Source organism: Psychromonas arctica (assembly GCF_036697365.1).
Taxonomy (GTDB): Bacteria; Pseudomonadota; Gammaproteobacteria; order Enterobacterales; family Psychromonadaceae; genus Psychromonas; species Psychromonas arctica_A.
In genome coordinates this window covers 53,517-76,588 of the sequence record NZ_JBAHZA010000003.1, presented here as the reverse complement: position 1 = coordinate 76,588, position 23,072 = coordinate 53,517, and the positions used below count along the sequence as shown (strand labels likewise).

Here is a 23,072-nt window from a genome sequence, read left to right as displayed (position 1 = left end):
TGTTTATGCTTATTAGCTAGGATTATATTTATTCATGAAGAAAGTCGTTTATATTCTTATTTCCATTTTCATTATTTTTATTTTGTTAAGTCAAATAGATGATGAACTAAGTGATGATGCTAAAAACTTTATTAATCGTATTGATACTGATAGGAATAGCGAATCTTTCCTATATCTTTATGGGATTTTTGCAAAAGAAAATGAAGACCCGATAAAGACTGGTAAAAATATTCTAGAGGAATACCAGAAACTGAATATCGATACAAATTACCAAGTCATTGATTATCCAGAATCAGAAAAGTTACCTTTACCTCAAGGAGATGAGTTTTGTACTTTAGGGGAAGAGGGTTGCTTAGCATTCATGTTTTCTTCTAAGGTTAATGTTGAAAAGCTATTAGACAAACATCGAGTTTTAATTTCTCGTTCGAATAGATTCTTGGAGTTTGATGAATACAGTACGTTATCAAAGCCAACAATTACTGAGTTATTTCCCCCATATCAATATATTAGTAAGGCTGAACGTATTAAAGTACTTAAAGCGATATCAATATTTAAAAATGGAGAGACAGATAAGGCTATTGATTTATTATTAACTCAATTCAATAAGCTAAGAAAAGCCATGGAGTTGCAAGATACCATGATTGGAAAGCTTGTGTACCTTTCAAAACTCTCAGAAATTATAGATGTTTATAGTATTGTTTTATCTAAAGAAGGCCTGAATACCGATGAACTCCCTAATTTAACTGATTCAGAAAAAAGTTTTTACATGGTAGCGGCAAGAGAGTTTGCAATAGGTTATTATTCATTCTTAGACTTAGATAAAGCCCCAGATTTTTTTCAGGAAGATAGCAACTTTCCTGGGTGGGTGATCCGTATGCTGTATAAGCCAAACATGACAATCAATGCAACCATTCCTATGTATCAACAAATTGAATCCCTAACAAAAATGCCTCCACATGATTTTGTAAAATATATTGAAGTTGAGAGTGCTTTAAGACCAAGTTCTTCCATGGTAAGAAACTATACCGGTAATATATTATTGGGAATCGCATCACCATCATTCGATGAATATGCTGCTAGGTTTTTCGATTTAGAAGCAAAGTTGGCACTTTTTAATCAAATCTATCATTTTGATCAAAAAATGGAAAATTTTAAAAATCCATATTACGGACAAGAGCGCCCGAAAAAAGTTAAGGGAAGCCTCTGCTTTAGTGGTCCATTAGAAGATAGTATGTCTCTTAGATGTGTGAGAATAAAAATATAAAATAGGGTATTAATATTTATAAATACAGAATAGGTGGCCTTCATAAACTCTAATGTCTAGGTTGCTTAGCATTTATAAGTTAAGTTTCACCCATCCAATGGCAAAATTGTAGGGATTAATTCACTCAGTTTATTAGCTAGTTTTTTATGCTCTTCTTCAAGCCAATGTATTCCTTCTTTTTGACACGGCTCAACAAACTTAGCTGCATCTAAAAAGTGGCAATCTAACTCGGTTGCACGGAGTTCATAATAGTGCGCAAATTGTTTGGATTTAGCTTGAGCGCCTTCCCAGCCTTCTTTACCATTTTCCAACTCTAATATCTGTGCTGGCGAAATTAAAAGAACATCCGGTGCTTTTTTGGTAAAACCAGGATTAAAGCTTTTAGCAACCTCAACTAAACGTGCCGCACCTTTAGAAATGTCGCTTGCAGTGAGATTAAATCTCGACTTAGCATCGTTCGTGCCCAGCATAATGATAATCAAATCAGGGTGATGACTGCCTAAACAAGGAAGAAGGTAATCTAATCCTTTTTTACCCGCTTCAATGGGGTCTTCAAATACGGTAGTGCGGCTATTCAAGCCTTCTTCAATGATGCGATATTCATTAGGCAATTGGGATTGCAGTAACATTGTCCATCGTTCTGATTCATTATAACGACGAGTGAGAGAAGGGGAGTATCCCCAAGTATTAGAATCACCAAAGCATAGAATAGTTTTCATTGTTCAAATCTCATTTAAGTTTATTTTAGAGTATCCAATAACTTATAAGAAAACAATGTCAGTAAGTCGAGTTTTTAATTAAACAAAAAAGGTGCTATTAAGCACCGTTTTATTAAGTATACTTATTAAAAGCCTAGTTATTAAAAAGCATGTTCACCGATCATTGGTGCCGTTTGGTTACTGCTAAATAAACTAGCGTGTAATCGTAATGCATGATTATCGGTTAAGCTTGAAATATAATCAGCAATTACACGTTGTTGGCGTGATACATCTCCCTCATGCAACTTCCATAAGTGTTTTGCTCTTTCTGGTAAAAAACGTAAAGGACCTGATTCAAAAGCTTCGAATAACTCCATAACAATTTGTTGTCCTCTGTATTCTAGGATCTGTAAATCTGGACTTTGAATAACATAGGTTAATACAAATTTCTTTAATACTTCTAAGGTTTTAAACATAGCAGTATCTAAATAAGCATTATAAGCCAGTAATGGCTCTTTAAACTGTTTATCAACACGTTGAATAGTAATAGAAGTAATAAGCGCATTCACTAAAGAGCCTATCGCATCTTTACGTTTAAAGTGCTGCGAAGAAAAAAGGTTGTCGGTCAATTCTTGAAGTTTTTCATGTAAGCAAAAATTTTCTATTGCAGCTAGTTGCGGTACTACTTTTTCTTGCCATAACGCTTTGTTAATAATCCCCATCGCGATCGCATCTTCCAGGTCATGCACGCCATAGGCTATATCATCGGCTATTTCCATGATGGAGCAATCAAAGGATTTATATTTTGTTTTCAAGTGCTGTTTACTTTCTGCCTTTGCATCTGGCGTCCTAGTACTGGCAAACAGACTTCGATCACTTTCACATAATATCGATAATACGGCCTCTAATAAATGTCTGTCGTGGTCATAAATCCCTTTAGCTGGCATCCACTCTTCGGTGTTCAATTGACGAAAATTTCGTAAGTTATCGATAGGATAAGGCATGCTTAATTCACTTAAGCATAATGGATATTTTAAAACGCCTAATAAACTTCGGCGAGTCAGGTTCATGCCATTGTGTTCGGTATATTGTTCTAGTTGAGTCAGTATTCTAAAAGTCTGTGCATTACCTTCAAAACCACCGTGTTTAGCCATCATATAATTAAGTGCAGTTTCACCACCATGTCCAAAGGGCGGGTGGCCGATATCGTGGCTTAGGCAAATAGTCTCTATTAAGTTGTAGCCTGATAATAAAGGACGAAATTCTGGTTGAATAAGTTTCAAATTAGCAATAATACCAGAGCCAATTTGTGCCACTTCTAAGGAGTGAGTTAATCGAGTACGATAAAAGTCACTTAGCCCATTGTTGTGAATTTGCGTTTTAGATTGTAGTCGGCGAAAAGCTGCGGAATGTAATACTCGAGCTTTATCTCGCTGGAATGCGCTTCGCTGGTCTAAACGTCTATTTTTATTAGGCTCTGCTGTTAATCGTTCTAGCCAACTATCTGAAACACTAAGAGCAGACTTTTTTTGGTCTAAATGTAATTCTGTGTCGTTAGCTTCTTGCAGGTTATTCGTTGTTATTGTGTTTGTCTCTAAAGTCATATATTCACCCTCGTTTTGCTAATCACATAAAAAGTGTAGCTTGTTTTTAGGATGAAAAATATAGCTAAGTGATTGAAGTTTTATATTTTAACAATGAGGAGGCTTGGATCTGGTGATTGAAATTTTTTCACGGACAGGCAACAGATAAATGTAGGTGGTAAATTTTACTGCTTAATAAAGGCCGTTAATTAAGTGCAGATTAAATAAAATGAGCAATTGTCTAACTTAACTTCTCTTTAAATGTCGTCGATATTTCTTTAATACAAAATATCGACGACATACTTAGGAGCTGAGTCCTATTAATGCCGAAAATGTTACTGGCGTATACCTTCAAACACAATGTCTAAGTCAGCATAGGTAGAAGCACCTTTTACATCCATACCAAATTCAGCTAGTTCTAGGCGAGTTGTTCCCTCTAGACCTGCTCGGTAGTTGCCCCATGGATCATCACCTTCACCAACTAACTTAGCGTCAACAACAATTGGTTTTGTAACTCCGTGGAAGGTCATATCACCCGTTACGGTTAATCCACCATCTGCTTTTTCAGCGATACTTGTACTAACAAAAGTAGCAGTTGAGTATTTGTCGGCACCAATATATTTCGAACCTTTTAAGTGTTTGTCACGCTCAGCATGGTTTGAATCTAAACTGGTTGTATCGACTTCAAAAGTGATTGATGAAGCTGCTACATCAGCTTTATCGTAGCTAAAGTTACCTTCAAATTTATTAAAGCGGCCTTGGATAAAGCTATAACCCAAGTGACTGACCTTAAAGTTAACAAAGGCATGTGTCGTATCTATCTTGTAATCTGCTGCTATTGCGCTCACGGGTAAAGCCATAACTGCGCTTAACGCTGATGCGATCAGTACTTTTTTCATGGTGCTTCCTTATTGAGTAAATATAATGTTGAACAGGTTGTAGAGTAATTAAAGCATTTTCTTTAGGGTGTTATCTTTATTGATGAAGTGATGCTTCAATGCTGCAAGAGCATGTAAGCTGGATAAACCTATTAATATGTAAGCAGCATACTCATGTATTTGACCCGCTAAGTCTTCTTGATTTTCAACAAATGATCCTAAACCAGGTACCGTAAACCAATTAAAAACCTCAATACCTCGACCATCAGCAGTTGAAATCAAATATCCAGATAAAAACATAATTAATAAGAGTAAATAAACGAGGTGATGAGCACCTTTCGCAGCCTTCTTTTCAACTTCAGAGCCTTCAATTGCTGGTGTATTTGATATGAGCTTCCAAATAAACCGGGCGAGTGTTAGCACAACAAAACATAAACCAACAGATTTATGCCAATGCGGGGCTGTTTGATACCACTCACTATAATAACTTAAGTCTACCATCCAATATCCAGCTGCGAATAAACCAACAACTATTATTGCTGAAGCCCAGTGAAATAATCTTGCAGGCGTATTATATTTTTTCATCATATCTTCCATGCGCAAATATCATTAACAATTTCTTTTCAAGTGAAGCTAGCCGTTCTTTTAATAAGACGTGTTTATTAAGGAAAAGTTATTTCTTCGCCGGAAACTAACCAGGTTGGATATTTTTTCATGCAATGAGTAAAAATATCGCTTTCTATTAATTTATTTAACCACAGTTTGACATTGTTATAACCAGTTTGTTCAAACCATGGTTTGTCGACGCTTGCAAATTGGCGAATGAAAGGAAAAATAGCCATATCAGCGAGCGTGATATTGTTTGAAAATAAGTACTGTTGCTTAATTAAGTGAGTTTCTAATAAGGCGATGAAATCTTCTGCTTGTTGACGATAATAAGTTGGTGAGTTTTCTGGGTATCGATCTGCATACTTGTATTTATCTAACCAAGCTTTAAATTCATAATCATTGATATCGATTAATGCCAACATTTTTTCTAGATCTGCGTTTAACCATTGCTCAGGGTCATTTTTAGATAGTGCCCATACCATTATCTCCAAGCTTTCATCTAATACTGAGTTATCACTGTTATCGTTTAATTGTAAAACAGGAATGGTTTTATTAGGCGAGATAGCTAACAACTCTTTAGGTTTATGTTTAAGTACAATTTCGCGTAGCCTAACTGTTTGCTGACTAACGGCAATTGCCAACCTTGCTCGCATTGCATAAGGGCAACGTCTAAAAGAATATAAAATAGGCTGCATAACAATTCCCAATGATGAATGATAATTAATTGTTTCATTCTCCATCATAAGGGCAGGCTAAATTTTTGTAAAAGGGTGTTTACGTTATTTATATCGCTTTTCTGGACTTTTTTATGCTTTTGTTATGAATTGGGAAATAAAAGCTAAGCGACTAAAGGTAGTCGCTTAGCGAAAAATTATGAGCAGCTATTATTGTTAAGGGCTTGTTTTTTCTCTTCTCTTGCTTGTTGGATAATTTGTTTTGCTGAGCTTAAAAAGAGAGTGGCTAAAAAAGCTGCGACAATCAGATCGGGTAATGCACTTTCCGTTGCCCATACTCCTGATGCTGCTAATAACACTACTAAGTTACCAATGGCATCATTACGACTGCATAGCCATACTGAGCGGACATTCGCGTCGCCGTCTTTATATTTCATTAATAATAAAACACTTAGCACATTGGCAGCGAACGCTAATATTGCAATACTACCCATAATGCTGGCATCAGGAGTGACAGAAAACCAAAGTTTGTAGAATGTAGACGCTAATACATATATTGCCATCAACAATAAGCTAACGCCTTTTATAAGGGCAATATTACTGCGTAAGCTTAATGATTTACCAATAACCCAAAGGCTAATACCATAAGTCAGAGTATCCCCTAAAAAATCTAATGCATCGGCTTGAAGAGCTTGCGAGTTAGATTTTACACCAGCGAACATCTCTACTAAAAACATAACCGCATTGATTAAAATTACGGCGATTAAAATACGCTTGTAAACAGGATCAATTCCTGTGAAGTCTGCTTTGTGATTACAACATCCAGCCATAGTTTATACCTCTTTGATAAATGAACTCAGAAACTATAAGATAGTCTACAAGCTCTAGTAACTAGAGGTTCAAGCTTTATTTTGATAAATAGAGGATAAAATATGATTTATTCGATTGGTCAATTGAGTCAAGCAACACAATGTAAAATACCAACTATTCGTTATTACGAAGAGATTGGGATATTGGATAAAGCATCACGTAGTGCAGGTAATCAGCGACAATATACCCAAATGCATTGTGATCGTTTACATTTGATTTGCCATAGTCGTGCGTTAGGTTTTAGTCTCAAAGAGATTAAACAATTAATTAAATTACAAAATGGCCAATTTGATGGTGCCCATCAATCCCATCAGATTGTGTTGAGTCATTTAACTGATGTAAGAAAAAAAATAACACAACTAGAAAAGCTAGAGAGTCAGCTATTAACATTGGTGGAGCAGTGTCAACAATCACAAACACCAGACTGCCTATGTGTATCTGCACTTAAGTAGTATGAAATTGGCTTCGGGCGCCCATGGTAATAGCCTTGTTGTAAGTGGTAGCCTAATGAGTTTAATAATTCAGCTTGCTCTCTCGTTTCAATTCCTTCAATTAAGTTAAGCATGGATAGATCCGTAACTAAACGTTGAATACATTCAAGAGTTAAGGTGCTATTGATATTTTCTAAGAATGATTTATCGACCTTTACCGTGGTAGCAGGAATAGTGTGTAGGTACGCTAAAGAAGAATAACCTGTTCCAAAATCATCAATACTGACTTTTATGTTGCGGCTGGTTAATGCATTAATAGGGCTGTTACTATGGTTAACATCTGTTAATAAAACACTTTCGGTCAGTTCAATGGTTAAATCATGAGGCTGCAAATCATGTTTATCGAGCATGTATAAAATGGTATCGACTAAATTAGGGTTAACTAAATGCAGCCCTGATAAATTAACTGCCATAGTGATATTAGTATGAAATAGATCCTTGAAAATGAGCAGGTCGTGTAATGCCTGGTCTAATACCCAATTTTCAATTTCATATATTAAGCCTGTTTCTTCTGCGACACTAATCGCTTCTTCTGGTGAGACAAAACCTAGCTCGTCGTTGTACCATCTTAACAGGGCCTCAAAGGAAGCAATTTTACCAGTAGAATAATCAATTACAGGTTGGTAATGTAAACTAAGTTCCTTATTAGTTAACGCAAAGGATAATTGTTGGGCAATGACACTTAAACGCTTTTGATTATTCTCCATTCCCGTTTTGTATTGTACCCATTGCTTTTTTCCATGTTTTTTAGCGTGATACATAGCAGCATCACCGTAGGCTAAGATGTTCTCGTAGTTTTCTGCATCATTCGGATAGTCTGCAACGCCAATACTGGCTGATAACAAAAGCTCTCGCCCGTGAAAGCTTTGATAGGGTTCACTCAGGGAATCAATAATTGCTTGGCATCGTAAGGTAGTAGAGATATCGCTTTGAATAGAGGTGTTTTCAATTATAAATATAAATTCATCACCTCCAAAACGACAAATAATATCACCTTGTTGCTGATGTTCCTTTAATCGCTCACTGACTTTAATTAAAATATCATCACCCTGTTTGTGCCCCAATGAATCGTTTACCATTTTGAAACCATCAAGGTCGATATATAGCAAGGTAAAAGGAGTCTGCTGCTCAAACATTGGTTTTAGTGTATCGGTTAAGCCACGTCTATTTACTAAATTGGTTAATGGATCGGCCGAAGCTTGTTGACGCAAATCTTGTTCAACAATTTTACTTTCATGAATATCATATTGGTTTAACAATATATGTGCAGAGTTATCTTGGTTTTTAACTTTATTAGCAATGACTCTAAACCAATTATCACCTTGCTTCGTTTTCATCAAAATATCTGACTCAAACTGTTGTTCATGATTAATTGTTTGCAGTAAATTAAGCGCATCTTCCTGGTGGCAAAATAGGTCATTTAAATGTGATATGGTGCGACTAACGTTTTTTGAGAAAGGCGTATTTGCGCTTAAAAAACTGCCACTTAAACTATACATGGAAATAATGGTTGCACTTTTAAAGTGTATATTTGTGTGAGGTAAAGTAGAAGTAGCTTCGACTAACATACCTAATCGCCCATCTTCTAGGGTGATACCTGAAAATTGACATAAGGCTTCGGTTTCATTGCCCTTAGGTGAGAAATACCAATTTTCTAACACTGTTTTATTGTTTTTAAATGCAGTTCGATATTGTTCAATGGTTTCAGAGATCGCTTCAGATTGACCTATTTTAAAGTCACGTTTTGATAGATCGTCAATACTCGGGCTGTCCCATAATATTAATGCGGCAGGATTCGCCCATATTATGGCATAAGCATCGATATCATAAATCCAGATAGCAGTATGAAGTTGGTTAATATTTACCTGCATAAAAGTCCAATTATATTATTAACAGTTATAGTTTTGGCGAAACGAGTTAATAATTAACGTAACTCTACGTACTATTTTAACAGCAAACACTACCAATATATGAGTATTTTATGATCCTTGGTCAGTTTTATTTTAAAAATGCGATAGATAAATAAATTATTTTCAATTTTTTTTATCAGCCCGACTTCAGTATTTTATTGAAATATATAGATTAAATTTTAAGAACTGGCATAACAAACTAATCTGAGTTGGCTATTAATAAACGATTAAATATTTGCTAAGCCACTGTTTACGATATAAATTCAAATAACCTATTACTTATTGAGAAGAATAATGAAAAAACCACAACGTGATATAACACTTCGATTTTTAGCTGAAACACAGGATGTTAATTTTGGTGGGAAGGTGCACGGTGGCGCAGTAATGAAATGGATTGACCTTGCTGCTTACGCTTGTGCTGCTGGTTGGAGTGGTCGTTATTGTGTTACTGCTTATGCTGGTGGTATACGTTTTGTTGCACCGATCCATGTCGGTAGCTTAGTCGAAGTAAAAGCGAAAGTTGTTTATACCGGGAAAACCTCAATGCATATTGCGCTAGAGGTTAATGCTTGTGACCCTAAATCTTTAAATAAACGTACTACAACACATTGCATTGTTATCATGGTTGCCGTTGACCAAAATGGTCAATCTGAGCTTGTACCGCAATGGGTACCAGAAAATGATGAAGATATTAAACAACATGAAACGGCTGTTAAACTAATGGAGATGCGCAAAAAGATTGGTGAAGAGATGGAAATATATGTCGATTAATTCCGGTCTATTTACCATTAATCAATAACTAGGTGGCCATAATGAAACTAGTGTACAGCCATGACAACCATTTTATTGTCGGTAATATAAAGAATCTGATAGAAGCACAAGGTATAAAAACGTTTATTAAGAATGAGTTTACGCAAGGTGCAATGGGGGAAACGTCAGCCATAGATAGTTGGCCTGAAATCTGGGTGTTTGACGATAATGATCATCAACAAGCTTTAGCAATAGCAACACAAGCACAACAAGATACACAAGCAGCTGATTGGGTTTGTGATTGTTGTAATGAAAGTAATGACGCATCTTTTGATTTTTGTTGGCAATGCCAGCATGCAAAGCCATCTTAGGATTAAGTCGCTGATAGGAAGTTGATTTGCGTATTATCGAAATTGATTGGCAACAGACAATTGCTATTCGTCATCAAGTCTTATGGCCAAATAAGCCGCCTGAGTTTTGTATTGTCGAAGGTGATCAACAAGCGACACATTATGCCGTCGAATTAAACGCAGTATTGATTTGCGTCGCATCTATCTATCGTGATGCTGATGGTGTTCGATTAAGAAAGTTTGCAACTTTATCTGATTATCAAGGACAAGGTGCTGGTAGCTTAATGCTAAGATTTATCCTTGATAAACTAAAAGAAGCAGGAATGACTTACTTTTGGTTTGATGCAAGGGAGTCTGCTTTAGCTTTTTATCAGGGTTTTGGTTTTGAAGTGGAAGGGGAGTTATTTTATAAAAGTGATGTCGCTTATTATAAAATGGCTCGTCATTTTTAGATTAATTAAAATTGAGGCAGTTGATTTAAACTGCCTTGATCTTATTGGTTAATCGCTGAAACCTTGATGGATAAATTGCTGTCTAAGCTGGGTAAAATTGTCTTCATTACATTGTAGAAATTGCATCGCAAACTCGTAGCCTTGTTCCTTAAACTTATCTAACTTTGCAAGTTCATATTCATTCATGATCACGTGCATTGCTTCTTGAACTAATTCAGGCTCATCTTCGCCAATTAATGTTTCTGGTGGATCAAAATGTGTCACCATCCAATCTTGTAATTGTTCATTATCGATTTTCTTTTGATGCCAAAGCGTCAAGGTATCGGTAAGTTGTTTTTTGCTGATAACTGGTTGTGTCATGGTTTTTCTCATTGATTAAACTTAACTGAGATCATAACTGATCAATTCCCCTATCACCACCTAAGCCAACCTTTTTAAATTAATATAACCTCAGTTCTGGTTAAACTGTTTACTCAGAAGCGATTTGTCGCAGAAATCCATATAAATAGCGGTGTTGACTCGCTTTTCTTATCCAGTATTACAATGAATATAGACTTAATAATTGATATTCCTGTTATAAAGACACTTCTATGATCTTTGAAGCGTGGTAACATAAAATGCTAAAGGACAGGATTTTAATACAGGGGAAGGTGAGTGACTAAGATTGATAATCGAGAATTGACTCGTTTAAATCATGTTAATTGTGGTGAAGTTGTGCATCTTCAAGTGGTTACACCCACTAAACCTATCCGTTTAAAAACTCGCTTAATAGGCATCGATCCGAACATGTCTGTTATTTTAGCACTTGGAAATGACGCATCCTGGATCAAAGCCTCACCTCACCTTAAAGAAACTAATGATGTCATTGTCCGCTTTATGAATAGTGAACAACAGCAAGCAAATATCACTGCATTTCGTACTTCAATTCAAAAAATTATGACCATTACAGGACGTTGGCTAGTGTTGGATTATCCTAAAAGCATAGAATCAGTACCTTTGCGTAAACATCGGCGTGTTGATGTGAGCATTGAAGCTGCCATAGTCAATTCTGAAAGCGATACAGTGTTAGCAAATGGAGTATTGATTGATGTCTCTATTCAAGGCTGTGCGTTTGTTTGTAAAAAGCAGACTAGCCTTTCAATGGGTGGAATTTATCAATTATTGATTGATCTAGGAGATGGTAGTTCAAAAGTTTCATTATCAGTAGCGTTAAAGAGTTGCAAAGAACTAGGTGTTAATGATGAAGTACAGTATGGTTTAGTATTTACCTCCCCTGAACATGTTCAATCTGCAATTCAGCAGTTACTTTTACACTATTTACAAAAATAACTTTATTCCATTACTGATTAACAATAAAGCAGCTTACCTTGAATCCTATCGATGATCTGAAGGTAAACTGCTTAGTTTTTATTGGTATTAGTAACCTTCACTAAGAGAAGAAGGTCGACGTGGGTCAGACGCGCCATATAAGCCAGTTTCAGACTTAATAATGCTTTGCGTGCTTCCCATTGCAGATTCAACTTTTAGTTGGTGTCCCTTTGCTTCCAGTAGTTTGATCGTATCCAAGCTCAATCCAGATTCCATACGGATGTAATCAGGTAACCATTGATGATGAATTCGTGGCGCTGCGGTTGCATCGGCAACATTCATATCAAAATCGATAACATTAGAGATGACTTGTAAAGTCGTGGTAATAATTCTTGAACCACCTGGTGTTCCAGTTACCATGAATAACTCATTGTCTTTTAGGATAACTGTTGGGCTCATTGAACTCAGTGGGCGTTTACCCGGTTCAATGGCATTTGCTTCACCACCAATCAATCCATAACCATTAGCGACACCTGGTTTTGAAGAGAAATCATCCATTTCATTATTTAATAAAACACCGGTACCTTCGGCGACAATGCCAGAGCCATAGCTATAGTTTAAAGTGTAAGTATTAGCTACTGCATTGCCCCATTTATCAACGATACTAAAGTGAGTCGTTTGGTTACTTTCATAGGGCAAGTCTGCATCAGGAAGAATCTCAGAGCTTGGTGTGGCTTTGCCTGGGTCAATACCGTCAACGAGCTGTTTTGCATACTTTTTACTGGTTAACGTTTTAACAGGAACTTTAACAAAATCGCTGTCACCTAGGTGCAAGCTTCGGTCAGCATAGGCACGGCGCATGCTTTCAACCATGGTATGAATATGTTGAGCGCTATTGTGCCCCATCTTTTTAATATCGTAATTTTCTAGCATATTAAGGATTTGTACAATGTGTACACCGCCTGAAGATGGAGGTGGCATAGAGAAGATTTGGTAACCTCGGTATGTACCTTCAATGGCCTTACGATCAACAGAGTTGTAGTCAATTAAGTCCTGTTGGCTAACTGTACCGCCAGCCTCTTTGATGCTCGATACAATAGCTTCAGCGACTGGACCTTGATAAAACCCTTTTTCACCTTGCTCGCTGATTAAAGAAAGTGTTTTAGCTAAGTCAGTTTGTTTAAGTAGCTCACCAGCATGGTAGTTTGAACCATCTTTTTTATAAAATATTTTGCTGGTATTAGGCCATTTGCTTAAACGTTCTTGCATCGCGTTTAATGAGTTCTCTAAATCAGGCGTAACGATAATGCCATCTTTTGCTAATTTAATTGCCGGGGCGATTAATGCTTCTCTTGAAAGCGTCCCATAAGTTTTACGAGCATGCTCTAAGCCCATCACAGTGCCTGGTGTGCCAATTGCTAAACCATGGAATTTAGATAGACCCGGTACCACATCACCATTTTCATCTAAATACATGTCACGAGATGCCGTTGCTGGCGCTTTTTCTCGATAATCGATGGCAATTACTTGCTCTTTGTCTGCTAAATAAACCAGCATAAAACCACCACCGCCAAGGTTACCGGCTCTCGGCAAAGTGACTGCAAGTGCGTAACCTACAGCAACAGCTGCATCGACAGCATTACCACCTTGTTTTAAGATCTCAACACCAATTTTAGTGGCTATCGCTTCTTGCGTTGCCACCATGCCACTCTTTGCCCAAACTGGATGATGAATAGCCATTTGGCTAAATATAGCTGGTTGGGAGTTGGTTGTAGCATGTATTGCCGGTGTAGTTAATAAAAATGAAGTGGAGACAACTAATAAGCTAATAGGCTTAGCTATTTTATTTTTGATCAGATCTAACATAATACTATTCCTTTATTTTTGTGTAGATTTATTATCGAAGGTAAAAGTCAGGTATAACAGTTTTGCTCCTTAATGTATTGGCAGACAGGGTGGGGTGTTAAAAAGTCTATGCCTTGATTAGTGGCGCATAGCTTACGAATTTGCGATGAAGAAATATCCAACTGAGTGGTACTTTGAAAATAGATATAACCATTAAGAGATGAGTGAAGTGCAGCTGCATCTGTTGTTTGGTGCTCGTCGAGCATTGTTGAGACAGTTTCGTTAAATTGTGGTGACCAGCTTGGTCGGTGGCTCACAACAAGATGGCAGTATTTTAAAATATCTTGGTAGCGGTACCAACTATCAAAATTAATCAGTGAATCCATCCCCATAATGAAACAAATCGGTGTATTTGGATATTGTGTTCTTAATAACGCTAAGGTTTCAACAGTGTAGCTAGGTGAGTCACGTAATAATTCTTTTGTATTTAATTGTAGGCTAGGGGTGTTTTGAATGGCTAATTTAACCATCTCAATGCGCTGCTCTGTGCTCGCTAAACTCGTTGCCTTGTGCGGCGCAATATAGTTTGGCATTAAGTATAAAGACTGGAGTTGCAGTGCTTCTTGGATCTCTAATGCAGGACGTAAGTGTCCAAAATGAATGGGATCAAATGTCCCTCCCAGAAAGCCAATCGCAGACTCGTGTTTTTTGTTCATTCAATTCCTTTATTTGAAAAACTGATAACAGATGGCATCAAGTTGTAACCAAGTATCAGATCGGTTTTCTACTTTAACTGAAACTTCTAAATCGGCACAAGCAATTAAAATATTTTCTAATTGGGGTATTTGTAAGCGAGTAAGAGCTTGAGTAATTAAAGCTTGTTTCGCAGGCCATAACTTAGGCTTTTGTTGGGCAAGTAACTGACTCAATGGCATAGTCGTTAATTGATAAGCGTAATTAAGTAGTTTTTGCACTTCACTACTCAAGGTAGCACTGAGCAAAAGTAGTTCAGTTCCTTCTGCATTAAGCTGTTTAATAATTCGAGCATTACGAGCTTTGTCACCAGCTAACAAACTATCAACCCATTGAAAAAGGCTGAAATGGTTATGAGTAGTAATACTTTGTTCAACTTGCGGTAGGTGTAAATGCTGTTTAGGAAACAAAATAGACAGCTTCTCAATTTCCTGCTTAGCTGCTAGCAAGTTACCTTCAAAATGCAAGGTCAGAAAATCAATCACTTCATTATCCGCAGTTAAACCAACTACTTTTAAGCGTTGATACAACCATTGAGGAAAACGTTGTGGCAGTAATGCATTAGTGGAAACGAATAAACCTTGCTGCTCTAATTTGGTAAACCATGTACTTTTCAGTTGTTGGGTGGTGAGCTTAGGTCCTTTTAATATTAACAAAGTATCAGGGTTTAATAGCGGAGTGATCTCTTTAATAAAATCGGTATTATCTTTAGTCGTTTTAGACAAGGATAATTCAATGATCTGTCGCTCAGAAAAAAGAGATAGGGTATTGAACTGGCTGAATATTTGGTCTTTGTCGAAGCTGCCATCTAGGCTATAGCTAAAACGCTCTAAAAACCCTTGTTGCTTAGCTTGCGCTTGAATTTGCTCAAGCGCTTCAATGGTTAATAAAGCTTCATCACCAAAGATTAAGCAGCAGCTAGGTAGTGATTGTTGCAACTGCTTTAATAACTGTTCTGGATAAATGCGCATTAACCGTTACTCTGCAGAATTGTTTTCGATACTTAGCATGGTTGAGATAATATGATCTGCGGCTACTACACGTAGCTCTTCGATTAATTGCTCTTCTTCACGAGATTTCGCTAATGCTTGAGTCGAGTCATATAAAAAGTCTCGGTATAAATTTACGCTGAAGTTTTTCGGCGTGTAATTTGGCATTTTAAGAGAATATTTCATAATGTAACCAATCTCTTTTTCCGCATTTTGTGCTGTTGCATATAGAGAGATAGTACGTTTACTTTGTTTTTCTGAAATCAATCTTATGATTGCAGTCTCTTCATTGGGTGTCGTTAATACTTTGATATTAGCACCCACTAGACGCAATTTAACTAGGCGTGCAAGTTCGCCTTTAGGGTTATTTGTTTGTACATATACTTCTGGAAACTTTTCAACTAAACCATCACTGTGTTTCAAGTGAAATCCACAACCAGAAAGCACTACAGTCATTGCCAAAGTCGCAAATAACATAAAGCGGCGATAAAAAGCTTGAGGGCGAAGAGAATACATAAAAAAGCCTTTTGTAATGTCTATGACAATTAATAAAATCAAACAGGTTGATGTGTTGAATAAAGTTAAACAGCCATAAACCGCTTAAAAACGATTTATGGCTTGAGTGGTTAGGCTACTGTTACCAATAGCCTAACAAACTAGTTAGCTACAATATTCAGTAACTTACCAGGTACATAAATAATTTTACGTACCGTTTTACCTTCAGTAAATTTATTTACGTTTTCTTCAGCGTTTGCTTGAGCTTCTACTTGTTCTTGCGAAGCATCTGCAGGCACTGTTAGTTTCGCACGTAATTTACCATTTACTTGTACTACAATCAGTTTTGAATCTTCAACTAACGCTGATTCATCCACTGTCGGCCAAGGTGCTGATAGAATATCATCTTCAGATCCTAGCAATGTGTGCAATTCTGCACAAATATGCGGGGTGATTGGCGAAAGTAGTTTAGTTATAGCCACTAATGCTTCTTGTAAAATAGCACGATCTTGTGCGTCAGCAGTTGGTGCTTTAGTTAGTTTGTTCATCAACTCCATTACCGCAGCAATTGCAGTATTGAATGTTTGACGACGACCAACATCATCACTTACTTTAGCAATCGTTTTATGTACTTCTCTACGTAATGTTTTTTGGTTGTCATTGAATGCTTTCACATCTAATTCAGCCACATCACCAGCTTGAACATGGTCAAATGCTAATTTCCATAAACGTTTAAGGAAGCGTAAAGAACCTTCTAATGCAGAGTCAGACCACTCAAGTGTTTGGTCAGATGGTGCAGCAAACATCATGAATAAACGTACGCTATCCGCACCGTATTTATCAATCATCAACTGTGGGTCAATACCGTTATTTTTTGATTTAGACATCTTGCTCATGCCGTCATAAACCAATTCTTGACCATCAGCTGTTTTCGCTGAGATCACTTTACCTTTGTCATCGGTTTCAGTGATTGCATCAGTTGGTGCAACCCAAACTTTACCGCCTTTTTCGTCTTCGTAGTAGTAAGCGTCTGCTAGAACCATACCTTGCGTTAATAGCTTTTTGTATGGCTCATCGCTGTTTACTAATCCAAAATCACGTAATAACTTGTGGAAGAAACGCGAGTATAGAAGATGTAAAATAGCATGCTCAATACCACCAATGTATTGATCTACTGGTAACCAGTAGTTTGCTTTTTCTGGGTCAAGCATCTGATCATCACTTTGTGGTGAACAGTAACGTGCGTAGTACCAGCTTGATTCCATAAAGGTATCAAAAGTATCTGTTTCGTGTGTCGCAGGTTGACCTTGGTAAGTTGTTTTTGCCCACTCTAAATCTGCTTTGATTGGTGAAGTAATACCATTCATTTTCACATCTTCAGGTAATACAACAGGTAGTTGGTCTTCTGGTACAGGTACAACTGTGCCATCTTCCAGTGTTAATGTTGGGATTGGTGCACCCCAGTAACGCTGACGAGAAACACCCCAGTCACGTAGACGGAAGTTAACTTGACGCTTACCTTTATTTTCACTGACTAATTTAGCTTCAACGGCATCAAATGCTGCTTCAAAGGTTAAACCTTCTAGTTCTGCGAAATCACCAGAGTTAAAACAAACACCTTTTTCAGTGTATGCTTCAGTGCTTACATCAACTTCAGCATCTGCAGGTTTGATGACCGCTTTAATATCTAAACCGTATTGCTTCGCAAACTCAAAATCACGTTGGTCATGTGCTGGAACTGACATAACCGCACCAGAGCCGTAACCCATTAATACAAAGTTAGCAGTCCAGATTGGCACTTCTTTACCGGTAATAGGGTGGATAGCTTTAAGCCCTGTATCCACACCTTCTTTAGGCATAGTTGCTAAATCAGCTTCTGCTAATTTTACATTTTTACAGCTTTCACAGAATGCTGCTAATGTAGGGTTTGATTTTGCTGCTTCAAGCGCCAATGGATGCTGTGCTGCAACAGCAACATATGTCACTCCCATTACCGTATCTGGGCGAGTAGTGTAAACAGAGAAAGTTTCATCGCTGTTTGCCACTTTAAAGTCCATCTCGATGCCTTCAGAACGACCTATCCAGTTCTTCTGCATGGTACGTACTTGCTCAGGCCACTCTTCTAACTGATCTAAATCATCTAATAATTCTTGTGCGTAAGCTGAGATTTTAATGAACCACTGTGGGATCTCTTTTTGCTCAACAACAGCACCTGAACGCCATCCACGTCCGTCAATTACCTGTTCATTAGCTAATACCGTTTGGTCAACTGGATCCCAGTTTACTGTTGCCATTTTTTTGTATACTAAATCTTTTTCTAATAATTTAGTAAAAAACCATTGTTCCCAACGGTAATATTCTGGTTGGCAAGTTGCTAGTTCTCGACTCCAGTCATAACCAAAACCTAACTGCTTAAGCTGTGTTTTCATGTAAGCAATATTTTCGTAAGTCCAACCTGCTGGTGCAGTATTGTTTTTAATTGCTGCATTTTCAGCTGGTAGACCAAATGCATCCCAACCCATAGGTTGCATTACATTTTTGCCTTGCATGCGTTGGAAACGAGAAACAACATCACCAATAGTGTAGTTACGCACGTGACCCATGTGTAACTTGCCACTTGGGTAAGGGAACATAGAGAGGCAGTAGTATTTCTCTTTTGATGGATCTTCTGTCGCTTTAAATGATTGATTGTCATCCCAATATTTTTGGAACTTTGCTTCAATCTCTTTAGGATTGTATAACTCTTGCATATTCGGTCTGCCTGCAATGAAAAATGAAATAATAAGGGCTGTAGGATACAGTAGCAGTTGCTTTGCAACAATATTTATGAAGAATCAAAGGCTATTTTTTAAGAAATATGAATTATTGAGATGAAGAACTACATAAAAAGTGAATTTTTTTAAACATAAAAAGCAAAAATTGCAGTAAAGTATTACTATATATAATTATAAGTGACGAAGGGCGAAGTGCAGATGGCTAAATTACATGAAGAATTATTAATCAACGACCAGGAATTAGACCTACTGTCTGAAATGTTAGCAGAAACTGAAAAAGCGGAAAATAAAGAACTGGTTTATGATATTTCAGGCAAATCTGGTCATGAGGCATTATTGTTTCAACTTGGCTTAGCAGATGACTTGCAATTAGTTGCGAATTACGGGAACCATCATTTAGTGTTCCCTGTGCAGATGCAAATGGGCGATTTTAGCAATTTTAGTATGAGCCTTAAATCACCTAAGATTTTCGAAACCGGTGATCAACTTCGTGCATGGCGTTTATCAAACAATACTGCAATGAGTATTGTGAACGAAAAAGGTGAAGTGTTACCTTATCGCGTGAAAGACTTATCGGCTTCAGGTATTTCGTTGCTGATTGATGATCCTGAATGTGAAACGTTACCTAAAGAACTTAATAATATTTACCTACAGTTACCAGATCAGGAACGCTTAGCTATTTCAGGCTCTCAAATTAGACGTATCGACCAACATACTGTTGCGTACTCATTGGGTAAAGAAGGGGATGACAATATGTTATCTTCGTTAACAGAGTATTTATTTAAATGTCATGCAGAGCAACATCCTGAAGCGCATATTAATCGTTTTAAATAAATTATTTTAATCACATTGATACATTGCTTTAATTTTTTAGTATAAGAAATAATCACAATGTTTTTTATTTAAACTGTTTGTTGGATTATTCGACAAACAGTTTTTTTTTGTAAAAAGTTCCTTTACAAACAAGGCCTAAACTCTGTATTATTCGTCTCGTTCTGCGGAGGGGTGGCAGAGCGGCTGAATGCACTGGTCTTGAAAACCAGCGAGGGTTAATAGCTCTCCGAGAGTTCAAATCTCTCCTCCTCCGCCACATTAAGAAAAAGGGCTTCTCAATTGAGAAGCCCTTTTTCGTTTCAGTCAATTTATTTTTCCTACCTTTGTTTACTTCAACTAGTTACTTACACACTTAACTTTTATATTAGTATTGCTTGTTTCATACAAAAAACCATTTCTGTAACACTTTATTAAAGCTGCCGTTTCTGTTAGAACTTTAATTAAAAAGTTAAGGAGGAATAGTGATTAAACCTTACTTTATTATGACTTTAATCATCTATGGTTTATTGGGGCTCGGCTTTGTACCTGTAGGGTGGGAAGCTTTTCAAATTGTTAGCTTCTTTATGATTTACGGACCTATCTTTATTCTTGATGCGTTAGGGTTGCCTTGGTTACTTGAGAATAATGGATTATGTGGAGCAGGGATTTGTGAATTAACCATTTTGGGCTGGGGGTTTGTGGTTATATTTTGGCAAGCTTTTGTTTTTATCGTTTTAAAACTAATTATGTGTTTGCCTAAAAATCAAAACAACTAACATTCGAATTTTTCGTATGTGTATTTTTAGTGGGTAATTGGTCAGATATGAAAGAAGCACATCTACTACTTTATTGAATATATCAAGAAAGGGTAGATGCACTTGGTTTATTTTGATTAAAACGGCGCGTAGTTATCTGTATGGCTTTGTGTTTTTGTCCAACGCTCACAGGCTGGAATTGTTGGTCTTTCAGTGTTTGATAGCGGAATCTGCCCTCGATCACCAAATAACCACAACACAAAGTTAGTACGTTCACCACTTTGAATTGGCTGTGCTGAGTGAACAACAGAGCCTCGGTGCAACATTGCGCTACCAGGTGTAAATTTTAGTGGGATCATTTGTCCACTGCTTTGGTCAAAAAAATTCATATTCGAACCAGTAAACTCTTCCCCTGGCAGGTTTAAATTAACGTTTAATGTCACTGCTGATGCATCCGTATGTGGGCGAAGTGAGTTATCAGTCGTTGGTTTATAGTTAATAGAAAAACCAAAGGTTTGCGAATCAAACCCGATTATCTCTGAAAATAATAGACGCGATATTGGTCGCATATAAATATCTAATATCTCTTGATAAAAAGCTTGAAAGCTAGGTGCAGCTAAGTAGCCTTCAGAGCGCTTATCCAACATTGCACCGCCACGGTTTAATGCGATACCGTAAGGTGGTCGTAGTGGAACTTTCACATTCCAGGCGTTTTCTAGATACGTTCTCAATTCAATTAATTTGGTAGGATTAAACAATTGAAATTGGTACACGTCTGGTGCGACTTCTGTCAGTAGGTCTTGAACCGCTAACTCTTTGCTAGGATCTTGCCAAGCTTGAGTTACCGCTTCACGTAACCTTTTATCAAAAAGACTACCGTTTAATAGGAATGAACTTTCTTGCTTTTTTTCCCACTCTACCCAAGCATCAACTAAGGTTGATTTATTAGTATCCCAGAAATGTTGTACTGAAGATTCTCTATATAACATTGCTGCTTGAGAAGGTAATTTAAGTGCTTGTGCTTTTTGTAGTTGAGTTACTAACATAATGTTTACTCCAATATTTATGTCGCCCGTGTTGGCGTTGAAGTTAATTTATTACAATTGATTTTTTTGATAAACAGGGCTTTTAGCGAAACAGATTCAAGGTTTTGTATATAATGGGAATGATGCTGATCTATTTGTGGCTGAGGCAGAACAGTTTATTTAAACCATTAATTTAACGGTATATTCTGTACTATAAGTTAAATAGCTATATCAATATTAAAGGGTAAACATGATTCAATTATTTATAGGCGGAGTGCGAAGTGGAAAAAGTGATGCTGCGGAAGATTTATTATTAGCATTGTGTAAAAAAAATCTATTGAAGCCTGCCTATGTTGCCACGAGTGTTGCCTTTGGCGATGAGACGATTGAGCGTATTAAACTACATAAAAAAAATCGTGAGTTGCGTTTTGGGCAACCAATCACTACTTATGAGTTGAACTATCAAGAATTAGATTTGTTATCTGTTTTACAGTCTTTAGATAAAGCCGAGAATATTGTTTTAATTGAATGTTTATCTACTTGGGTTGGCTGGTATCTATCAATGGATAATACACTTCAAGAAAATCTAGCAGTGATGGCTGAGCAACAAAAGATGTTATTGTCATTCTTAAAAGATGCAAAATGCCATGTCATCATAGTAACTGGGGAAGTAGGGTGTGGTTTGATTGGAGAAACTCCGTTACAACGACGCTATGCGGATCAATTAGGTAAATTAAATCAGAAAGTAGCTGCTTTATCTGATCAGGTCTATTTACTAACTGCTGGATTAAAGCAGCAACTAAAATAAAGAATTTATAGTGCAGTATCTTGTTTTATAAAGGCTTTTTTAATTTATTTAAATAAAATGTAATTTTTTCAGGTTTTTCCCTTTAAATCTTATTTTTGTTCCCCATATAATTAATAACATCGATGGGGAAACCCAAAAATTCAATTATATAAGAGAATAATTATGTCTGAATATACTACTCAAGAGCAACAAGCAAGTTACGGTATCGGTTTACAAATGGGTGAGCAACTTGCTTCTAATCCTTTTGAGGGTTTAGATATCTCTGCTGTTTCTGCTGGTATTGCTGATTCTTTCGCTGGCGCTGAAAGCAAGGTTTCTCAACAAGATCTTCAAGCTGCTTTCCAAGTAATTTCTGAGCGTATGCAAGCCGCAGCTGCTGAACAAGCTAAAATTTTAGGTGCAGCTGGTGAAGCATTCCTAGCTGAAAATGCTAAAAAAGATGGCGTTACAGTTACTGAGTCTGGTCTTCAATACGAAGTTATCTCTGAAGGTGAAGGCGAGAAACCAACTGCTGAATCTACAGTAAGTGTGCATTACCACGGTTCTTTAATCGACGGTACTGTATTTGACAGTTCTGTTGAACGTGGTCAACCAGCTGAATTCCCAGTTGGCGGTGTTATCGCTGGTTGGACTGAAGCACTACAATTAATGTCTCCAGGTGCTAAATACAAACTAGCTATCCCAGCTGGTCTTGCATACGGCGAGCGTGGCGCAGGTGCTGCAATCGGTCCACATGCTACATTAGTATTTGAAGTTGAGCTTTTAGCAATTAAATAATTCCATTTAATTGGTTTTAATTGATAAACCTTCTCTGGTAACAGAGAAGGTTTTTTTATGCTTGGTGATTTATTTCAGCCGACGTGTTTGATTATGTGATTATAAGTTTACAAAACATCTTTTAAGGGGGGCAGGCTTTAGCCTGCTTGTGTTGATTTTATGTTTTTCAGGGTGATAGTAGCTTCGCTTTGGAATTCTTTT

General features: G+C 37.0%; 24 protein-coding genes and 1 tRNA gene. 11 read left to right on the top strand and 14 right to left on the bottom strand.

Annotated elements, in window-relative coordinates; genetic code table 11:
• Positions 1 to 34: 34 nt before the first annotated feature.
• Positions 35 to 1,264: a hypothetical protein gene (locus V5290_RS04385; protein WP_333382274.1), complete on the top strand. Its 1,230-nt coding sequence runs from the start codon at positions 35 to 37 to the stop codon at positions 1,262 to 1,264.
• Positions 1,265 to 1,350: 86 nt separating this feature from the next.
• On the opposite strand, the gene V5290_RS04380 is transcribed toward V5290_RS04385, so the two are convergent.
• The 6 genes from V5290_RS04380 to V5290_RS04355 all read right to left on the bottom strand — a co-directional run bounded on the left by V5290_RS04380 (position 1,351) and on the right by V5290_RS04355 (position 6,536).
• Positions 1,351 to 1,983: an SGNH/GDSL hydrolase family protein gene (locus V5290_RS04380; RefSeq protein ID WP_333382272.1), complete on the bottom strand. Its 633-nt coding sequence runs from the start codon at positions 1,981 to 1,983 to the stop codon at positions 1,351 to 1,353.
• 140 nt (positions 1,984 to 2,123) lie between these two features.
• Positions 2,124 to 3,566, bottom strand: coding sequence for an anti-phage deoxyguanosine triphosphatase (locus tag V5290_RS04375; RefSeq protein WP_333382271.1), 1,443 nt, complete (start codon positions 3,564 to 3,566; stop codon positions 2,124 to 2,126).
• Positions 3,567 to 3,880: 314 nt separating this feature from the next.
• The gene (locus tag V5290_RS04370) at positions 3,881 to 4,444 is read right to left on the bottom strand and encodes a YceI family protein (protein WP_333382269.1); all 564 of its coding nucleotides are present in this window, start codon (positions 4,442 to 4,444) and stop codon (positions 3,881 to 3,883) included.
• 48 nt (positions 4,445 to 4,492) lie between these two features.
• Complete coding sequence (locus tag V5290_RS04365) at positions 4,493 to 5,011, bottom strand: cytochrome b (RefSeq protein ID WP_333382267.1); 519 nt, start codon at positions 5,009 to 5,011, stop codon at positions 4,493 to 4,495.
• Positions 5,012 to 5,085: 74 nt separating this feature from the next.
• Positions 5,086 to 5,727, bottom strand: coding sequence for a glutathione S-transferase (locus tag V5290_RS04360; protein ID WP_333382266.1), 642 nt, complete (start codon positions 5,725 to 5,727; stop codon positions 5,086 to 5,088).
• Between the two features lie 176 nt (positions 5,728 to 5,903).
• Positions 5,904 to 6,536, bottom strand: a complete 633-nt coding sequence (locus V5290_RS04355; RefSeq protein WP_333382264.1) for a cation transporter — start codon at positions 6,534 to 6,536, stop codon at positions 5,904 to 5,906.
• Positions 6,537 to 6,638: 102 nt separating this feature from the next.
• Here V5290_RS04355 and V5290_RS04350 point away from each other — a divergent pair, with 102 nt between their 5' ends.
• Entirely contained in the window at positions 6,639 to 7,028 is a 390-nt protein-coding gene (locus tag V5290_RS04350) for a MerR family transcriptional regulator (RefSeq protein WP_333382262.1), read from the top strand.
• Here the strand turns inward: V5290_RS04350 and V5290_RS04345 are convergent.
• Complete coding sequence (locus V5290_RS04345; RefSeq protein WP_333382260.1) at positions 6,980 to 8,938, bottom strand: sensor domain-containing protein; 1,959 nt, start codon at positions 8,936 to 8,938, stop codon at positions 6,980 to 6,982. The genes V5290_RS04350 and V5290_RS04345 overlap by 49 nt on opposite strands.
• A 333-nt stretch (positions 8,939 to 9,271) precedes the next feature.
• Here V5290_RS04345 and V5290_RS04340 point away from each other — a divergent pair, with 333 nt between their 5' ends.
• From V5290_RS04340 to V5290_RS04330, 3 genes are read left to right on the top strand one after another with little or no spacing between them, the layout of a single operon-like run.
• Positions 9,272 to 9,748, top strand: a complete 477-nt coding sequence (locus V5290_RS04340) for an acyl-CoA thioesterase (RefSeq protein ID WP_333382258.1) — start codon at positions 9,272 to 9,274, stop codon at positions 9,746 to 9,748.
• A 41-nt stretch (positions 9,749 to 9,789) separates the two neighbouring features.
• Positions 9,790 to 10,098: a DUF2007 domain-containing protein gene (locus tag V5290_RS04335; protein WP_333382257.1), complete on the top strand. Its 309-nt coding sequence runs from the start codon at positions 9,790 to 9,792 to the stop codon at positions 10,096 to 10,098.
• 26 nt (positions 10,099 to 10,124) lie between these two features.
• Complete coding sequence (locus V5290_RS04330) at positions 10,125 to 10,529, top strand: GNAT family N-acetyltransferase (protein ID WP_333382255.1); 405 nt, start codon at positions 10,125 to 10,127, stop codon at positions 10,527 to 10,529.
• A gap of 48 nt (positions 10,530 to 10,577) precedes the next feature.
• On the opposite strand, the gene V5290_RS04325 is transcribed toward V5290_RS04330, so the two are convergent.
• On the bottom strand, positions 10,578 to 10,889 hold the full coding sequence (locus V5290_RS04325; RefSeq protein ID WP_333382253.1) for a hypothetical protein: 312 nt from the start codon (positions 10,887 to 10,889) through the stop codon (positions 10,578 to 10,580).
• Between the two features lie 294 nt (positions 10,890 to 11,183).
• On the opposite strand from V5290_RS04325, the gene V5290_RS04320 reads away from it, so the two are divergent.
• Positions 11,184 to 11,858 (top strand): PilZ domain-containing protein, encoded by a 675-nt coding sequence (locus V5290_RS04320; RefSeq protein ID WP_333382251.1) that lies wholly within the window; start codon positions 11,184 to 11,186, stop codon positions 11,856 to 11,858.
• Between the two features lie 87 nt (positions 11,859 to 11,945).
• Here V5290_RS04320 and ggt read toward each other — a convergent pair whose 3' ends face one another.
• From ggt to leuS, 5 genes are all read right to left on the bottom strand, one after another.
• A complete protein-coding gene (ggt, locus tag V5290_RS04315; RefSeq protein ID WP_333382249.1) occupies positions 11,946 to 13,703 on the bottom strand; it encodes a gamma-glutamyltransferase in 1,758 nt (585 codons plus the stop codon).
• Between the two features lie 47 nt (positions 13,704 to 13,750).
• On the bottom strand, positions 13,751 to 14,398 hold the full coding sequence (nadD, locus tag V5290_RS04310) for a nicotinate-nucleotide adenylyltransferase (RefSeq protein ID WP_333382247.1): 648 nt from the start codon (positions 14,396 to 14,398) through the stop codon (positions 13,751 to 13,753).
• 9 nt (positions 14,399 to 14,407) lie between these two features.
• A complete protein-coding gene (gene holA, locus V5290_RS04305; RefSeq protein WP_333382246.1) occupies positions 14,408 to 15,406 on the bottom strand; it encodes a DNA polymerase III subunit delta in 999 nt (332 codons plus the stop codon).
• 6 nt (positions 15,407 to 15,412) lie between these two features.
• Positions 15,413 to 15,940, bottom strand: a complete 528-nt coding sequence (lptE, locus tag V5290_RS04300; RefSeq protein WP_333382244.1) for an LPS assembly lipoprotein LptE — start codon at positions 15,938 to 15,940, stop codon at positions 15,413 to 15,415.
• A gap of 140 nt (positions 15,941 to 16,080) precedes the next feature.
• Complete coding sequence (leuS, locus tag V5290_RS04295) at positions 16,081 to 18,669, bottom strand: leucine--tRNA ligase (RefSeq protein WP_333382242.1); 2,589 nt, start codon at positions 18,667 to 18,669, stop codon at positions 16,081 to 16,083.
• A gap of 222 nt (positions 18,670 to 18,891) precedes the next feature.
• Between leuS and V5290_RS04290 the strand changes: the two genes are divergently transcribed.
• From V5290_RS04290 to V5290_RS04280, 3 genes are all read left to right on the top strand, one after another.
• On the top strand, positions 18,892 to 19,527 hold the full coding sequence (locus V5290_RS04290) for a PilZ domain-containing protein (protein ID WP_333382240.1): 636 nt from the start codon (positions 18,892 to 18,894) through the stop codon (positions 19,525 to 19,527).
• A gap of 165 nt (positions 19,528 to 19,692) precedes the next feature.
• Positions 19,693 to 19,783: transfer RNA gene (locus tag V5290_RS04285), tRNA-Ser, on the top strand.
• Positions 19,784 to 19,988: 205 nt separating this feature from the next.
• A complete protein-coding gene (locus V5290_RS04280) occupies positions 19,989 to 20,282 on the top strand; it encodes a hypothetical protein (protein WP_333382238.1) in 294 nt (97 codons plus the stop codon).
• A gap of 116 nt (positions 20,283 to 20,398) precedes the next feature.
• On the opposite strand, the gene V5290_RS04275 is transcribed toward V5290_RS04280, so the two are convergent.
• The gene (locus V5290_RS04275) at positions 20,399 to 21,307 is read right to left on the bottom strand and encodes a 2OG-Fe(II) oxygenase family protein (protein WP_333382236.1); all 909 of its coding nucleotides are present in this window, start codon (positions 21,305 to 21,307) and stop codon (positions 20,399 to 20,401) included.
• 229 nt (positions 21,308 to 21,536) lie between these two features.
• Here V5290_RS04275 and V5290_RS04270 point away from each other — a divergent pair, with 229 nt between their 5' ends.
• Both V5290_RS04270 and V5290_RS04265 read left to right on the top strand, forming a co-directional pair.
• The gene (locus V5290_RS04270) at positions 21,537 to 22,094 is read left to right on the top strand and encodes a bifunctional adenosylcobinamide kinase/adenosylcobinamide-phosphate guanylyltransferase (RefSeq protein ID WP_333382234.1); all 558 of its coding nucleotides are present in this window, start codon (positions 21,537 to 21,539) and stop codon (positions 22,092 to 22,094) included.
• A gap of 162 nt (positions 22,095 to 22,256) precedes the next feature.
• On the top strand, positions 22,257 to 22,871 hold the full coding sequence (locus V5290_RS04265) for an FKBP-type peptidyl-prolyl cis-trans isomerase (protein ID WP_333382233.1): 615 nt from the start codon (positions 22,257 to 22,259) through the stop codon (positions 22,869 to 22,871).
• Positions 22,872 to 23,072: the final 201 nt, after the last annotated feature.

Bases quoted from the DNA above. Each gene is read 5' to 3' on its own strand.
- V5290_RS04270 (WP_333382234.1), top strand. From the start codon at position 21,537: ATGATTCAATTATTTATAGGCGGAGTGCGAAGTGGAAAAAGTGATGCT.
- V5290_RS04350 (WP_333382262.1), top strand. From the start codon at position 6,639: ATGATTTATTCGATTGGTCAATTGAGTCAAGCAACACAATGTAAAATA.
- V5290_RS04355 (WP_333382264.1), bottom strand. From the start codon at position 6,536: ATGGCTGGATGTTGTAATCACAAAGCAGACTTCACAGGAATTGATCCT.
- V5290_RS04345 (WP_333382260.1), bottom strand. From the start codon at position 8,938: ATGCAGGTAAATATTAACCAACTTCATACTGCTATCTGGATTTATGAT.
- V5290_RS04325 (WP_333382253.1), bottom strand. From the start codon at position 10,889: ATGACACAACCAGTTATCAGCAAAAAACAACTTACCGATACCTTGACG.
- V5290_RS04365 (WP_333382267.1), bottom strand. From the start codon at position 5,011: ATGATGAAAAAATATAATACGCCTGCAAGATTATTTCACTGGGCTTCA.
- V5290_RS04275 (WP_333382236.1), bottom strand. From the start codon at position 21,307: ATGTTAGTAACTCAACTACAAAAAGCACAAGCACTTAAATTACCTTCT.
- V5290_RS04340 (WP_333382258.1), top strand. From the start codon at position 9,272: ATGAAAAAACCACAACGTGATATAACACTTCGATTTTTAGCTGAAACA.
- V5290_RS04380 (WP_333382272.1), bottom strand. From the start codon at position 1,983: ATGAAAACTATTCTATGCTTTGGTGATTCTAATACTTGGGGATACTCC.
- lptE (WP_333382244.1), bottom strand. From the start codon at position 15,940: ATGTATTCTCTTCGCCCTCAAGCTTTTTATCGCCGCTTTATGTTATTT.
- V5290_RS04370 (WP_333382269.1), bottom strand. From the start codon at position 4,444: ATGAAAAAAGTACTGATCGCATCAGCGTTAAGCGCAGTTATGGCTTTA.
- V5290_RS04385 (WP_333382274.1), top strand. From the start codon at position 35: ATGAAGAAAGTCGTTTATATTCTTATTTCCATTTTCATTATTTTTATT.
- holA (WP_333382246.1), bottom strand. From the start codon at position 15,406: ATGCGCATTTATCCAGAACAGTTATTAAAGCAGTTGCAACAATCACTA.
- nadD (WP_333382247.1), bottom strand. From the start codon at position 14,398: ATGAACAAAAAACACGAGTCTGCGATTGGCTTTCTGGGAGGGACATTT.
- V5290_RS04335 (WP_333382257.1), top strand. From the start codon at position 9,790: ATGAAACTAGTGTACAGCCATGACAACCATTTTATTGTCGGTAATATA.
- V5290_RS04375 (WP_333382271.1), bottom strand. From the start codon at position 3,566: ATGACTTTAGAGACAAACACAATAACAACGAATAACCTGCAAGAAGCT.
- ggt (WP_333382249.1), bottom strand. From the start codon at position 13,703: ATGTTAGATCTGATCAAAAATAAAATAGCTAAGCCTATTAGCTTATTA.
- V5290_RS04265 (WP_333382233.1), top strand. From the start codon at position 22,257: ATGTCTGAATATACTACTCAAGAGCAACAAGCAAGTTACGGTATCGGT.
- leuS (WP_333382242.1), bottom strand. From the start codon at position 18,669: ATGCAAGAGTTATACAATCCTAAAGAGATTGAAGCAAAGTTCCAAAAA.
- V5290_RS04290 (WP_333382240.1), top strand. From the start codon at position 18,892: ATGGCTAAATTACATGAAGAATTATTAATCAACGACCAGGAATTAGAC.
- V5290_RS04360 (WP_333382266.1), bottom strand. From the start codon at position 5,727: ATGCAGCCTATTTTATATTCTTTTAGACGTTGCCCTTATGCAATGCGA.